The 12,838-nt window shown below is 36.9% G+C and carries 14 protein-coding genes; 3 read left to right on the top strand and 11 right to left on the bottom strand.

Annotation, left to right across the window (positions count from 1 at the left end; genetic code table 11):
* Positions 1–16: 16 nt before the first annotated feature.
* Entirely contained in the window at positions 17–538 is a 522-nt protein-coding gene (locus tag AC1VU3_RS03130; RefSeq protein WP_482982720.1) for a tubby C-terminal domain-like protein, read from the bottom strand.
* A 230-nt stretch (positions 539–768) separates the two neighbouring features.
* Between AC1VU3_RS03130 and AC1VU3_RS03125 the strand changes: the two genes are divergently transcribed.
* A complete protein-coding gene (locus AC1VU3_RS03125) occupies positions 769–2,373 on the top strand; it encodes an ABC-F family ATP-binding cassette domain-containing protein (RefSeq protein WP_480387854.1) in 1,605 nt (534 codons plus the stop codon).
* Positions 2,374–2,708: 335 nt separating this feature from the next.
* Here AC1VU3_RS03125 and AC1VU3_RS03120 read toward each other — a convergent pair whose 3' ends face one another.
* From AC1VU3_RS03120 to AC1VU3_RS03105, 4 genes are all read right to left on the bottom strand, one after another.
* Positions 2,709–3,188 (bottom strand): YkvA family protein, encoded by a 480-nt coding sequence (locus AC1VU3_RS03120; protein WP_480387853.1) that lies wholly within the window; start codon positions 3,186–3,188, stop codon positions 2,709–2,711.
* A 70-nt stretch (positions 3,189–3,258) separates the two neighbouring features.
* Positions 3,259–4,098: an STAS domain-containing protein gene (locus tag AC1VU3_RS03115; RefSeq protein WP_480387852.1), complete on the bottom strand. Its 840-nt coding sequence runs from the start codon at positions 4,096–4,098 to the stop codon at positions 3,259–3,261.
* Between the two features lie 195 nt (positions 4,099–4,293).
* On the bottom strand, positions 4,294–4,494 hold the full coding sequence (locus AC1VU3_RS03110) for a cold-shock protein (RefSeq protein ID WP_480387851.1): 201 nt from the start codon (positions 4,492–4,494) through the stop codon (positions 4,294–4,296).
* A 202-nt stretch (positions 4,495–4,696) separates the two neighbouring features.
* Positions 4,697–4,978: a DUF1033 family protein gene (locus AC1VU3_RS03105; RefSeq protein WP_482982719.1), complete on the bottom strand. Its 282-nt coding sequence runs from the start codon at positions 4,976–4,978 to the stop codon at positions 4,697–4,699.
* A 228-nt stretch (positions 4,979–5,206) separates the two neighbouring features.
* On the opposite strand from AC1VU3_RS03105, the gene AC1VU3_RS03100 reads away from it, so the two are divergent.
* Together AC1VU3_RS03100 and AC1VU3_RS03095 are read left to right on the top strand one after the other, a co-directional pair.
* Positions 5,207–5,875: a 5-bromo-4-chloroindolyl phosphate hydrolysis family protein gene (locus AC1VU3_RS03100; RefSeq protein WP_482982718.1), complete on the top strand. Its 669-nt coding sequence runs from the start codon at positions 5,207–5,209 to the stop codon at positions 5,873–5,875.
* Positions 5,853–7,025 (top strand): toxic anion resistance protein, encoded by a 1,173-nt coding sequence (locus tag AC1VU3_RS03095; protein ID WP_482982717.1) that lies wholly within the window; start codon positions 5,853–5,855, stop codon positions 7,023–7,025. The genes AC1VU3_RS03100 and AC1VU3_RS03095 overlap by 23 nt, the downstream gene beginning before the upstream one ends.
* Before the next feature lie 137 nt (positions 7,026–7,162).
* Here the strand turns inward: AC1VU3_RS03095 and AC1VU3_RS03090 are convergent, their stop codons facing one another.
* The 6 genes from AC1VU3_RS03090 to odhB form a co-directional block, all read right to left on the bottom strand.
* Positions 7,163–7,921 carry a hypothetical protein gene (locus AC1VU3_RS03090; RefSeq protein ID WP_482982716.1) on the bottom strand — a complete coding sequence of 253 codons (759 nt, stop codon included), beginning with the start codon at positions 7,919–7,921 and terminating at the stop codon, positions 7,163–7,165.
* 77 nt (positions 7,922–7,998) lie between these two features.
* Positions 7,999–8,253 carry a hypothetical protein gene (locus AC1VU3_RS03085; protein WP_482982715.1) on the bottom strand — a complete coding sequence of 85 codons (255 nt, stop codon included), beginning with the start codon at positions 8,251–8,253 and terminating at the stop codon, positions 7,999–8,001.
* Between the two features lie 197 nt (positions 8,254–8,450).
* Positions 8,451–10,337 (bottom strand): vWA domain-containing protein, encoded by a 1,887-nt coding sequence (locus AC1VU3_RS03080; RefSeq protein WP_482982714.1) that lies wholly within the window; start codon positions 10,335–10,337, stop codon positions 8,451–8,453.
* A gap of 9 nt (positions 10,338–10,346) precedes the next feature.
* Positions 10,347–11,207, bottom strand: coding sequence for an ATP-binding protein (locus AC1VU3_RS03075; protein ID WP_480387844.1), 861 nt, complete (start codon positions 11,205–11,207; stop codon positions 10,347–10,349).
* Positions 11,208–11,255: 48 nt separating this feature from the next.
* On the bottom strand, positions 11,256–11,459 hold the full coding sequence (locus AC1VU3_RS03070) for a DUF6501 family protein (protein ID WP_482982713.1): 204 nt from the start codon (positions 11,457–11,459) through the stop codon (positions 11,256–11,258).
* Positions 11,460–11,588: 129 nt separating this feature from the next.
* The gene (odhB, locus tag AC1VU3_RS03065; protein WP_482982712.1) at positions 11,589–12,821 is read right to left on the bottom strand and encodes a 2-oxoglutarate dehydrogenase complex dihydrolipoyllysine-residue succinyltransferase; all 1,233 of its coding nucleotides are present in this window, start codon (positions 12,819–12,821) and stop codon (positions 11,589–11,591) included.
* Positions 12,822–12,838 lie beyond the last annotated feature (17 nt).

Genomic DNA, 12,838 nt, shown 5'->3' with positions numbered 1-12,838 from the left:
AATGAGGTGTTTTAAACTATTCACCTATAAAATAAAACATCTGCGAAAATATTACATATAATAATGGGTTTTGAATTGTAGCTGCTTCCGCTATCTCTAATTTACATATTCGTCTTTTTGAAAATGAAAGCTGTATAGTTGCTACTGCTTTTCCATTCTCATAAAAAAGAACAAGCCGATTCTCATTAATTGTCGTTTTCATTTGAAGATTAACCCCTTCTATTTTGTAAGTAGGAGTAATAGCATCCATTCCTTCCGTTTCAGCATAAAATGTTTCTTTATTTATTGTTAGAATGGATTTAGAGCGCTTAGAAAAATAATGCTTCTTATGAGAGTTCGCTATCACATTTCCCGACGAGTCTATTCCTTCAAAATTACAAAACAATCGAAACTCACCAATCCACGCATCTAAGATTTCTTGAAATATGGATTTATACTTTCTATAAGTTTTATAAGTCACTTGATTTTCCTCATTGAATATATGAATATGTTCCTTGCTCCCTTTTACAGCAGGTAGCTGATACGTGTATGTATGCATGATAAAATCCCTTTCCACCATTTAACGATGATAAAATCTATGTACGTTCCATAACCCTGAAAGTTTCATACGACAGGATAATAGGCAACTTATTACCCCTGCTTTTTCCGAACATGCTCTGTCCCTTTAGAGTTAAGAGTTTTCTTAAACCCTTCTGTAACAACGATTGATAGCTTTTATGTTGTCTACATGGTATAATAATATCATTGTGAATTTTAGGAGGTAAACCCATGATAGCTGTAAGTAACGTAAGTCTTCGTTTTGGAGATCGCAAACTTTTCGAAGATGTAAATATAAAATTTACCCCTGGTAACTGTTATGGATTGATCGGTGCAAATGGTGCTGGTAAGTCAACATTTATCAAGATTTTATCAGGAGAGCTTGAGCCTCAAGAAGGAAACGTTATTATGAATCCAAATGAGCGTCTTGCCATCTTGAAACAGAACCATTTTGAATACGAAGAATATCCAGTTTTAGAAACTGTCATCATGGGACATAAGCGCTTATATGAAGTGATGAACGAGAAAAATGCCATCTATATGAAAGAGGATTTTTCTGATGAGGATGGTATGCGTGCAGCTGAGCTTGAAGGTGAATTCGCTGACTTAAACGGATGGGAAGCAGAATCTGAGGCTGCTATTCTGTTACAAGGACTTGGAATTCCGGATAGCATGCATCAAATGAAAATGTCTGAGCTTACAGGTTCTGAAAAAGTAAAGGTCCTTCTAGCTCAAGCGTTATTCGGTAAACCAGACGTATTACTACTGGATGAGCCTACCAACCATCTAGATATCAAAGCAATTCAATGGTTAGAGGATTTCCTTATTAACTTTGAAAATACTGTTATTGTCGTATCCCATGACCGTCACTTCTTAAACAAAGTATGTACGCATATTGCGGATTTAGATTTCGGTAAAATTCAAGTCTATGTTGGGAACTATGATTTCTGGTATGAGTCTAGCCAACTTGCATTGAAATTGACTCAAGACCAAAACAGTAAAAAAGAAGAGAAAATTAAAGAGCTACAGGCCTTTATTGCTCGATTCAGTGCAAACGCATCGAAATCCAAGCAGGCTACTTCTCGTAAAAAAATGCTCGACAAGATTCAATTAGATGATATCCGTCCTTCTTCTCGTAAGTACCCTTACGTAAATTTTTCAATGAAGCGGGAAATCGGTAACGATGTGCTTCAAGTACAAGATTTAGGTTATTCAATAGAAGATAAAAAATTATTCTCTGGTATGAACTTTACTATGAATAAAGATGATAAAATCATTCTTTTAGGCGATGAGCTAGCAAAATCAGCTCTTTTACGTATTCTTGCAGAAGAGGAAGAGCCACAAGAAGGATCAATCCGTTGGGGTGTGACAACTTCAAGAGCATACTTCCCATTAGATAATGCGAAGTATTTCTCTGGTACAGAGAACTCACTAGTAGACTGGTTACGCCAATACTCACCTGACGATGAAAGTGAAACTTTCTTACGCGGATTCCTTGGTCGTATGCTATTCTCTGGTGAAGAAGTGAAGAAAAAGCCTTCTGTTTTATCTGGAGGAGAAAAAGTTCGTTGTATGCTATCTAAAATGATGCTTTCTGAATCGAATGTATTATTGCTAGATGATCCTACGAACCACTTAGACCTTGAATCTATTCAAGCACTTAACAACGGCTTAATCGCATTCAAAGGCGCTATGGTCTTCACATCTCATGACCATCAGTTCATCCAAACAATCGCAAACCGTGTGATTGAAATTAAAGAAGATGGTTCTATTCTAGACAAACAGTTAACATACGATGAATTCCTAGAGTGGAAAGAGCAACAAAACTTAGCGTAAAACATATAAAGCTATCAAGACCTTGTCTTGATAGCTTTTTTATATGGCTGATATCTAGCTTCTGCGCTGTTATATATATTGGAGCAAGTAAAAAAAGCGATGATTTTTCAACGAAATGGAAATACTTGCAATTCTACTAGGTTTACTTGCAGTCTCTTTCTAATTACTTGCACTTTCTCATATTTTACTTGCGGTAGCCACCTTCATACTTGCGTTTGTCAACAGCAATAAGTTTCTTACACCTGTTTAACTTATAGCTAGACTAACTGTACTGTCTTTTCATGCAATATCCATAATAAAAAGACCTAAGTATCCCTCAGGTCTTTGGGTTGCCATTATTTTTTTGTTTTTTTAATAAATCTCCCTAGCAGTGAACGAGCTGGCAGTTTTCCAAGCAGGGTATCCCCGGTCTCCGATACTTTTTTCAATGTATTGAGGAGCTTGTCCTCTCCTGCCCAATGCTCTTCGATTACTTCGGGAGTAAACTTATTGAGCAGCATATTAATAACAAAAGAAGCTACTATCAAATCGTCGATAAACCCACCAGGTCCAACCAACCCTTCTGGTAACACATCAATGGGAGTAATAAAATATAAAATAGCACTTCCGATTAACGTCTTACTCTTACTATCAATTCGATCATCCAGCATTGACTTAATCAATAAGTGAAAAAAATCTGGTGCGAATAATAGATAGGGTGTAAACTTTCCTGCCTTCGTTGATTTAGATTCAACGTAATTTGTAATTCTTGCGCGAAGTTTTGTATAAAAATCCTGTTGCTCCTTATAGGAAGGTAACTCTTTCTTTAATTCCAACGTAACTCCCCCTCTCTTTTCTTTCACTATACCAGATTTACATCCGAATGCGCTATTACGGGGGAATTCCTTATTTTTCAATTTTATTTAGGGTGAGATAATCTCTCAGAGCATGCTGAAGTGTTCCATATGTTTTCGTCTCTTCATTGAACTTTACTCCCAAGCGAATCATATTTCGGACTACCTCTGGACGTAAGCCAGTGATGACTGTATTGCAGCCCATCATGGAAGTACCATAAATAGTTTTCATTAGATGCTCAATCACTTCAGGCTCCATTTCTGCGATACCAGACAAATCAATGATTAATGTTTGAATATGAAGTCTACCAATTTCTATTAACACTTTTTCTTCAATAATGGTGGTTCTAAAAGTATCTACTGTTCCGATTAACGGCAGGATACAGATAGATTGAGTAATTGGAATAATTGGTACTGACAAGTTTTCTACTACTTCCCGCTGGGACATAATAAGTGCATCTTTATATGTAGAATAATTGATAAAAAATTCATTTAAGAAATAATCTATGTTGTTATTAAGCTGTTTTTCAATATCGAATAGCTGCTCAATCGTTAAATCATGGCTATTTTTTTGATATCTTTGAAGGAGATTCCATAAGGTTCGTCTAATAGCCTGAACCCATTCTAACTTAAATGATAAGGTTAAGGAATATGTTGCCCAGGCAATTCCCTCTTGTTTAGCAAAAGCTTTCAATTCATCCTCTTTATTACCATCTAAGATATAACCTACCAATCTATGGGCGTTGTTAATTAAATCTATATCACCCACTCGTAATATATCATTAATTTTATCACGAACATTGACAGCTTGATCAAGCAAGGCATTCTCAAAATCCTGTTTAGAGTAAATAAAATAATCCTTCACTTTTGAATCAATTACTTTGTCAATCATTGACAGTTCCCCCTAGTCATATAATCCTTTTAACTATATACCCCAGTTATCGACAAATAAACATAAAAACATGAATAATTTCACGAATTTCTAGCAAATATATTAAAATAATAAAAGATTTCAGGATATCTACTCTTTTATTTCCTACCATTTAGAAAAAAGAAGCTCATCTCTTTGATGAGCTTCTAAGTATTTTTATAGTTTTACTACATTTGCAGCTTGAGGTCCGCGGTTACCTTCAACCACTTCAAACTCTACGCTTTGTCCTTCTTCTAATGATTTGAAGCCTTCACCTTGAATTGCAGAGAAGTGTACGAATACGTCGTTTTCACCTTCTACTTCGATGAATCCAAATCCTTTTTCAGCGTTGAACCATTTTACTGTACCTTGTTTCATACAATTACCTCCAAAAATAAAATTAATCAATATGTGAAAATGAAAAATTCACATATTCCATGAAGTACCGACATCACATCATCGATCACTACATGGGATATGTGAATAGCAAATGCGGTTCTTTTCACTATAAAACGTTATTTAAATTATAGCATTTGGATAGAAATAGTCAATAAATATTTATATAATTCTAAATCGTTTATTAGAAATTCTTCCAAATAACTCCATGGTAAATTTGTAAATCATCTTCGCAGTCTTTACAATAGCACTGTTCTTTGATATTCCAGAAAGCCCAATATCTTTGTTCCTTCTGTTTTTCTTTTTCGAAGGGAAATTTGCTACGTAATTTTTTTAAAAGAGTACATAGATAATCTTCAGCCTCCGCTTCGTCCTCGAATGCCGCGCGCTCAATAATATGCTCTTCCCAGCCTTCAAATTGCCACCAAGGCTCATAATCCGCTTTCATATAAATAATTTCGTACATTATATCGCCTCTAAACATTTTTATTAATACATATTTTACCCATTTCTCAAAGATTGTCTACTTTAATGACTCGTCGAGACAATTTAAATTGAAAAACATGTCAGGATACGTTAAGTTATAATAGTAACAAGTCGCTACTCGAATTTCCGAGTTATTTACACCAAACAACTGAAACCTTCTAACCAGTGATTCGTATAATGTAATGTATATTTAAGGAGGTTACCGAATATGACACAAATTTTACTTACTATTGTACGTCATATGATCAATTTTCCAATCATGATTACATCGTGGTTCCTATTTTTCTTCCCTCTAGATTTAGGATTTGGGATAAGCTCTCTGTTATCGATTGCTGTCTATCCTTTATCTAATTTTACAATAAAAAAAATACAACATACTTCGATTAGGAGAAAACATCAGCTTACTCCCTCTGAGTATTATCATATTCAAGCGCAAATTAAGGAAGCAAACGAGAAGGTTCGTTCCCTTAATAGTCAGTATTTAAAGGTCCGTTCTATCAGTGCTTTTAAACAATTATTCGATCTCAGCAGGCTTGCAAAGCGAATAATTGCACTGGTGAAGGCGAATCCTAAAAAGTTCTATCAAGCGGAGAATTTCTTCTATGCTCATTTAGATTCTGCCGTAGAGCTGACAACGAAATACACATTTTTAGTTAGTCAGCCTACGAAGGATAAAAATATGAAAATCGCCCTACAAGATACCAGAGAAACACTGGAATCTTTAAATACTGTATTAGAGGATGATTTAAAGCAGGTCTTAGCTTCTGATATCGAAAATTTGAAGATGGAGCTAGATTTCGCCAAGCTTTCTGTTTCTAAAAAAGAACCTCTATACTTAAAAGGAGATACAGACCATGAACGAAAAGAATACAAGTGATGATTTATTAATGAATGAACTGCTCTCCAACCCTTTTCAGATGGAAGCAGCTCCTCAAATGGAACAAAAGCATGCACAGTCTACACCTGTTATGCTTATTGATCGTCTATCAGATGCTGAAAAAGAAAAAGCTAAACAATTGGCTGCCCAAATACCTGCTGGAAATTATGAAGCGATTCTTACCTATGGAGCAAATGCACAAACAGAGCTTACCCGCTTCTCTCACCAAATGCTTGACCATGTTCAGAAAAAGGATATTGGTCCTGTAGGAGACATACTAGGAGAGCTTATGAACAAGCTTTCTGAAATTAACCCAGAGGAGCTTTCCCAAGAAAAAAAATCAGGGATAAAAAAATTATTTAAGCGAGTGAGCCGCTCTGTCCAAGAGCTGATGACTAAATACCAAAAGCTCAGCACTCAGATAGACCGAATTGGTATTCAATTAGAGCATTCTAAGAGAGGGCTTGTGGAAGACGTTCAAATGCTTGATAAGTTATATGAACAAAACAAAACGTATTTTCAAGCACTGAACGTGTATATTGCTGCCGCAGAATTAAAAAGAGATGAAATTCTGAACGTTACGATACCTGAGCTTAAAAGAAAAGCAGAACAGTCCAACGATCAAATGGCTTATCAGGAAGTAAACGATATGGCCCAGTTTGTCGATCGTTTAGAAAAGAGAATGTACGACTTACAGCTTTCTAGACAAATTACGATTCAAAGTGCACCTCAGATTCGTATGATTCAACAAACAAACCAAACACTTGCGGAGAAAATCCAGTCATCTATCATGACATCGATTCCGCTTTGGAAAAACCAAATTGCGATTGCATTAACGCTCAACCGTCAACAGAAGGCTGTAGAAGCACAAAAGCAAGTTACTAAAACAACGAATGACTTGCTGTTAAAAAATTCAGAAATGCTGAAGGTAAATAGCATCGAAACAGCAAAAGAAAACGAAAAAGGAATCGTGGAGATCGATACCTTGAAAAAGACACAAGAAAACCTTTTACAAACAATCGAGGAAACAATGCGTATACAAGCGGATGGTCGTGTAAAACGAAAAGCAGCCGAACAAGAAATTGCCCGTATGGAAGAAGAACTAAAACAGCGATTATTAATGATTGCGGAGCAATCAAAAAACAGATAAACCGAATAGCTGGTCTCTCCTCCTCCCTTACAAGGATAAAAGGGCGAGACACATCTAAAAGAACCCATTTCCTCTACGAAATTGGGTTCTTTTTTGATGATGAACAATTGCATCATGAATGTTCCTTATATATAGCTTTATTCTATTTTCCACTTGACGTTAAAATAACCTCTCACATCATCACCCGTAAGAATAATTTTATAGACCTCAGGTTTACTGGCAACATATTGATTTTCATTTGTATTTATTCCTATCCAACCAATTCTCCTATTATTTTCATCCGTCATATGGAAACCTATACCACCGCCATTACGATTATCATAATCCATTCTATATACCAAAGTTTCTCCTGCCTCTAGGTGAATAGGGATTTCGTGGTGTCCGTTGAAGTAGTCAAAAGTGGCTTCAAAGGAAGTAGAGCTTCTCACTTCCTCCCAACCTTTTTTCTCTGTAAAGTTAATATTAATCAAGACTAAAAGAAAGATAGGAATTATAAAAGAAAAGATGTATCTAAATCGTTTAGAACGAAGGGAAATGGAAGAACCAAGGTAAATAATCAATGACATAACAGATCCCCAAATAGCTAACCATATAAAAATTATATAGATTAGTATGGGTACAAAAAATACAAATCCAACGATTATATATAGTAGAATTTTTAGGGTTTTACTTTTAATTGCTAATTTATTTATGAATAAGTCAATAAAAATAGTGAAAAAACTTAAAGCGATAGCCCAAATAAAAAATTTAGAAATATCTGCAACAATTTCATACATATCTAATCCTAGTAAAAGCACTCCGTAAATAAAAATCATAAATAATAAAAACCCAGCCCCTGCTAGCTTAGATAATAAATATGGAAACGCTTTTATAAGATATTGCTTCGTTTCAACCATCCATCCCCCTCCCCTTTACTACCAATTATATACAATTATACCGTAGTACCATCTTTTACATAATAAGTATTTAAAATCTATTGCTGCTTTCCTTCCTCCCACAGAATCGCACGATAGTATGCAGTTATCGCGCGATAGAAAGTCATCTCCGCACGATAAGGGTCTGGAATCGCACGATAGAAAGTCATTTCCACACGATAGGAGTCTGGAATCGCACAATAGAAAGTCATTTCCACACGATAGGAGTCTGGAATCGCACGATAGAACCGGAGAATCGCTGGATAGCTATAAATGTCCGCAACATGATGTACATTTTTGCTAAAGATGGGCATTTCTATACATGTTAATGAATAATTACAACTCTACTCGCACTGATTCGGAAGCCTAAAGCCCGGGGAGAACCAAGCATTTTAAAAGCAAGAAGGCACTTACGATTTTATTAAAATTAAAATCATAAGTGCGTTAAGATTGTTTTGTCCCAGCTTCTTTGCATGTATCTTGACGGCTAGTTTTATCCTACTGTCTTATATTATGTTTGACTTTTCACCACATAGTGGAGCATTTTTTTAATGATACGGAGCGTCTCTTCCGAGAATTTAGATAAGGAGGAGGCAGTTGCTGTCTTTTTACCAAACATTAATTGAAATAAGACTAGCTGCTCTTCGGTTGCCTCTCGATCATTTAAAAATAGATGCAGCACAGATATATTTCGTTTTTCTTGCTCCAGCACTGCTTCAGCAGTATCCATTATTCCGTTTTGGGCATAACCGAAAGCGGATGGCTCACCGTCTGAAAATACAAGTAAGAACTTATGCTTTTCTTGTCTAGAGGCAAGTCTATTTCCTATCCAACGAATGGCAAAGCCATCTCTGTTGTCCTCATGAGCCTCCATGGACATAATCGCCAGGCCATTATCCTTTTGGCCATCTTCTAATTTATGGATCCACTCAAACATATTTGGTTGTACTTCTTCAGAGGCTTCAAATGCGTCCTCATAATGAAGGACAATTTCATGAGAAATGTTTAACTGCCCTAAAACATCATGAAATAAGAGTACTGCTTTTTTCGTTTCCTCCATCTTATCACTCATGGACGCAGACCCATCTACCAATAATCCAAACACGGCATCAAGTTTCACGCTTGGAGCATCCTTTTTAAAGAACGGCTTTGGTCTCTCTTCTGTCCAAAGCCTTGTCAGCTTTGAAGATAGCCTGCCTTTCGAAAGGTTATCTCTCCTATCTATCTTCTTCTGCTCCATCCGCTTCCTAATTTCTGCTACGAATGCTTTGACATAGGGAGCTTGCTCTGTACGATACACTTGTAACAGTTCCATGTTTCTCTTGCTAGGGGCAATTGAAATTCTTTCCTCTTTATATACTACTTTCGAATGCTCGGATCCGAATTCCTTAGCTGCCTTCTTTGTTTTCTTTTCATTTTTCCGCTCTGAGGCATCTGCATTTTTTTTATACTCTTTCTGTCCGGCTGATTTCCCTTGTCCTACTTCTGTTATTTCTTGGTCCTCCCTACCTTCTTCTGCGTCAGGGTTCCCAAATGTTTTGCCGCTGTTCCCATGCTCTAGCTCATAACGTAGATGGACTCCATCCTCCTCTTTTGATTCTCTGTGCCACGTCCGAAAAATCTCTTCAATCGTTTCCTTCTTTTCTTCTGATCCAGGAGAACTTTCTTTCACACCTTTGTGGTAAGTAAAATCGGTCGTTTGAATAAATTCAGATGAAATAATGGCATAGTAAGGTAGCAATAAATCCTGTTGGATTCCCTGCAAGCGTGCAATCATTTGATAAGCTAGGTCAATAGCGTCTTGTGTAGACCTGATATCATAAGCTCGATGAATAACAGTATCTGTCATTTCAAATATTTCTGGTCCACTTGCCCTTAGAGTACCTTCATATAAAGCAATGTATAAATAGCTTATATACGCCTCTGCTAAGAAACCTTTTTGGCTGTTTATTTTCAGTTGCTGCTTATGAAACGACAGGTATGTTTCATTTCTAACCTGAAAATACTTTGCAGTACCTACCCTTCTACGTTTGATCAGCTCCTGGAGACGAAATTCTTCTAAACAAAAAATCATCTGTTCCATCAGCTTTGGTAGTGCTACCTCTCTGTCTTGGAGATAGTCCGCCCAATCTTTTAGATGAAAATGCTTCCAAAACCCTTCCGTCATCAAGTAAAGATCCGAAAGCCTCCCCGCTTCAATTGTTTCCTGCTCTCTATGCCTCCAAAAGACACTGATAGAAATCGTTTGAGTAAATGGCTGAAATTCAATAAGCTTCCGTTCACTAATGGAGATATTCATATTTTTGGTTAGTGCTTTGGCAAGGTTTTCAAGATGAAGGAGCTGTCTCGCGTCAATAGTTTCATTATTAAATTGAATAAAACGGTCAATAGAGGACATTTAGTTCCCTCACTTTATCCAAGTAGATGCTAATTCCATCACTAAATTTTTTTCCTGCTCATCCTCCAGCTTTTCTGCAATAGCATAGCGAATAGCGCGAAGAGGCTCGATATAACGGGAAAGCTCAATAGCATATTGGAGACTTCTAATCGAAGCTGCTTCCTCGGAAAGAAGTCCTTGTTTCACTTGATCCATTAGATCCTCCGCTAAGTGAAAGAATAACTCACGAAGCTTTGGTTCTGCATCGGGATAGAGATTATTAAAATGATTTTGTAGTAGTTCGCCTGTTAAATAGGGAATAGAAAAGGAGACAAAACGGTTTTTAAGTGCTTCATTCATTGGTGTTGTACCGATATATCCTTCATTGATTGCTGCGATGACAGAAAAGTCAGGATGAGCCTTAATAACCTCTCCGGTAAAAGGGTTTGTCAGCATTCTTCGATAATCCAACACACTGTGAAGGATGGGAAGTGTTTCGGACTTGGCCATATTTATCTCATCAATATAGAGTATATGTCCTTTTTTCATTGCCTCAATAACTGGTCCATCAACGAAGTCGATTAAATTGACGCCATCTTTCACGATGATTGTCTTAAATCCTAGTAAAGCCTCTGCATCTAAGTCTACCGAGCAATTGATGCTCTGAATTGGTTGATTGAAAAATGCCGAAACCGTCTCGGCAAGCTTTGTTTTCCCAGCACCAGTCGGCCCTTTTAAGAGCACGGGATGCTTAAGAGTTACAGCGGTTAAGACATCTTCGAATAAATGCTTAACAGGTGATGTATAGCCACCTGACCCAATGAGCTCTTGATCCGCATCATTATGACTTCGGCTATTACGCTTTTGCTTTTCTGTTAATATAAGACTCAATGTATATCCTCCTAAACCATTTTTTATGAAAAAAAACTGATGAAATCATCAGTTTTCTTGGAAATATTCTTTGTAATAGCCACCGACTTTTCCAGTGTTATCGATTACAAATAAAAATTCTTCTGTTTCATTTTTTACTTCATAAGTTTTTCCAACCGTTAGTACATTACTTACTAAGAATTTCTCTGCATTAGTATGTACACAAGTAACCTTTTTCATAGTTGGTCTGTTTATCCAATCTGTATGTATCATAGTAGCACTCCCTTTTATCACTAGTATACGATTTACAAGCTGTTTTTTCAATGTACGACGTCACATTGCATACGCTTTACACCAAAAAAGCAGGTATACCTTAGTATACCTGCCAAATAGATGGATAGATTAAGAGTTTAACATTAAATCTTCTGGGTTTTCTAAAAGCTCTTTTACAGTCTTTAAGAATCCAACAGAATCTTTTCCGTCAATTACACGGTGGTCATATGATAATGCAATGTACATCATTGGTCGGATTTCGATTTCATTTCCAACAGCGATTGGACGCTTTTGAATTGTGTGCATTCCAAGGATACCTACTTGAGTACCATTTAGAATTGGTGTAGACATTAGAGAACCGAATACTCCACCGTTTGTGATAGTGAATGATCCACCTTGCATATCAGATAGAGCAAGCTTGTTGTCACGAGCTTTTTTCGCTAAAGCAGCGATATCTCCTTCGATTTCTGCAAAGTTTTTACGATCTGCATCACGTACGATTGGCACTACCAATCCACCTTCTGTAGATACCGCGATACCGATATCATAGAAGTTGTTTTTCACGATGTAATCTCCGTCAATTTGAGAGTTTACATATGGATATTTTTTCAGTGCAGCAACAACTGCTTTTGTGAAGAATGACATGAAACCTAGGCGAACATCATTTTCTTCGAAGAATTTATCTTTTTTACGAGCACGTAATGCCATAACATTTGTCATATCAATCTCATTGAATGTAGTTAGCATTGCAGTATTTTGTTTTACTTCAAGTAAACGAGAAGCAATTGTTTGACGACGACGAGACATTTTCTCACGAGTTGTACGGCCATCATCTTCTTTTGTAGCAGCTGCTGGTGCAGGAGCTGCTTTTGGTGCTGCTGGCGCATTATTGTGTGCAGCAACGTCTTGTACTCTTACGCGACCCATTGGATCTACTGGAGAGATATCACTTAAATTGATGCCTTTTTCACGCGCAAGCTTACGTGCAGCAGGGCTAGCAATAGTACGATCTTGTTCAGTTGTTGTAGATGCTTGTGCAATTGGTGCTTGAGAAGCTTTCGGTGCTTCAGGAGATTTCGCTTCCTCTTTCACTTCTTCTTTCGCTTCTGTTTTAGCAGGAGCACCTGAGCCAGCTCCAACGATAGCGATCACTTGACCAACCTGAACTGTATCGCCTTCAGCAGCTAATAGCTCACTTACTACACCAGCCTCTTCAGAGATAACCTCAACGTTTACTTTGTCTGTCTCTAATTCAACGATAAACTCACCTTTTTCAACTGTATCTCCTGGTTGTTTTAACCACTGAGCAATCGTACCCTCTGTAATTGACTCTGCTAATTCCGGAACAATAATTTCTGCCACTTTAATTTCCTCCTCTA

It is taken from the genome of Psychrobacillus sp. Z16_25, assembly GCF_056856695.1.
This window is presented reverse-complemented; position numbering and strand designations above follow the sequence as displayed.

Bases quoted from the DNA above. Each gene is read 5' to 3' on its own strand.
- AC1VU3_RS03085 (WP_482982715.1), bottom strand. From the start codon at position 8,253: ATGCCCATCTTTAGCAAAAATGTACATCATGTTGCGGACATTTATAGC.
- AC1VU3_RS03090 (WP_482982716.1), bottom strand. From the start codon at position 7,921: ATGGTTGAAACGAAGCAATATCTTATAAAAGCGTTTCCATATTTATTA.
- AC1VU3_RS03095 (WP_482982717.1), top strand. From the start codon at position 5,853: ATGAACGAAAAGAATACAAGTGATGATTTATTAATGAATGAACTGCTC.
- AC1VU3_RS03125 (WP_480387854.1), top strand. From the start codon at position 769: ATGATAGCTGTAAGTAACGTAAGTCTTCGTTTTGGAGATCGCAAACTT.
- AC1VU3_RS03130 (WP_482982720.1), bottom strand. From the start codon at position 538: ATGCATACATACACGTATCAGCTACCTGCTGTAAAAGGGAGCAAGGAA.
- AC1VU3_RS03105 (WP_482982719.1), bottom strand. From the start codon at position 4,978: ATGTACGAAATTATTTATATGAAAGCGGATTATGAGCCTTGGTGGCAA.
- AC1VU3_RS03115 (WP_480387852.1), bottom strand. From the start codon at position 4,098: ATGATTGACAAAGTAATTGATTCAAAAGTGAAGGATTATTTTATTTAC.
- AC1VU3_RS03070 (WP_482982713.1), bottom strand. From the start codon at position 11,459: ATGATACATACAGATTGGATAAACAGACCAACTATGAAAAAGGTTACT.
- AC1VU3_RS03100 (WP_482982718.1), top strand. From the start codon at position 5,207: ATGACACAAATTTTACTTACTATTGTACGTCATATGATCAATTTTCCA.
- AC1VU3_RS03110 (WP_480387851.1), bottom strand. From the start codon at position 4,494: ATGAAACAAGGTACAGTAAAATGGTTCAACGCTGAAAAAGGATTTGGA.
- AC1VU3_RS03080 (WP_482982714.1), bottom strand. From the start codon at position 10,337: ATGTCCTCTATTGACCGTTTTATTCAATTTAATAATGAAACTATTGAC.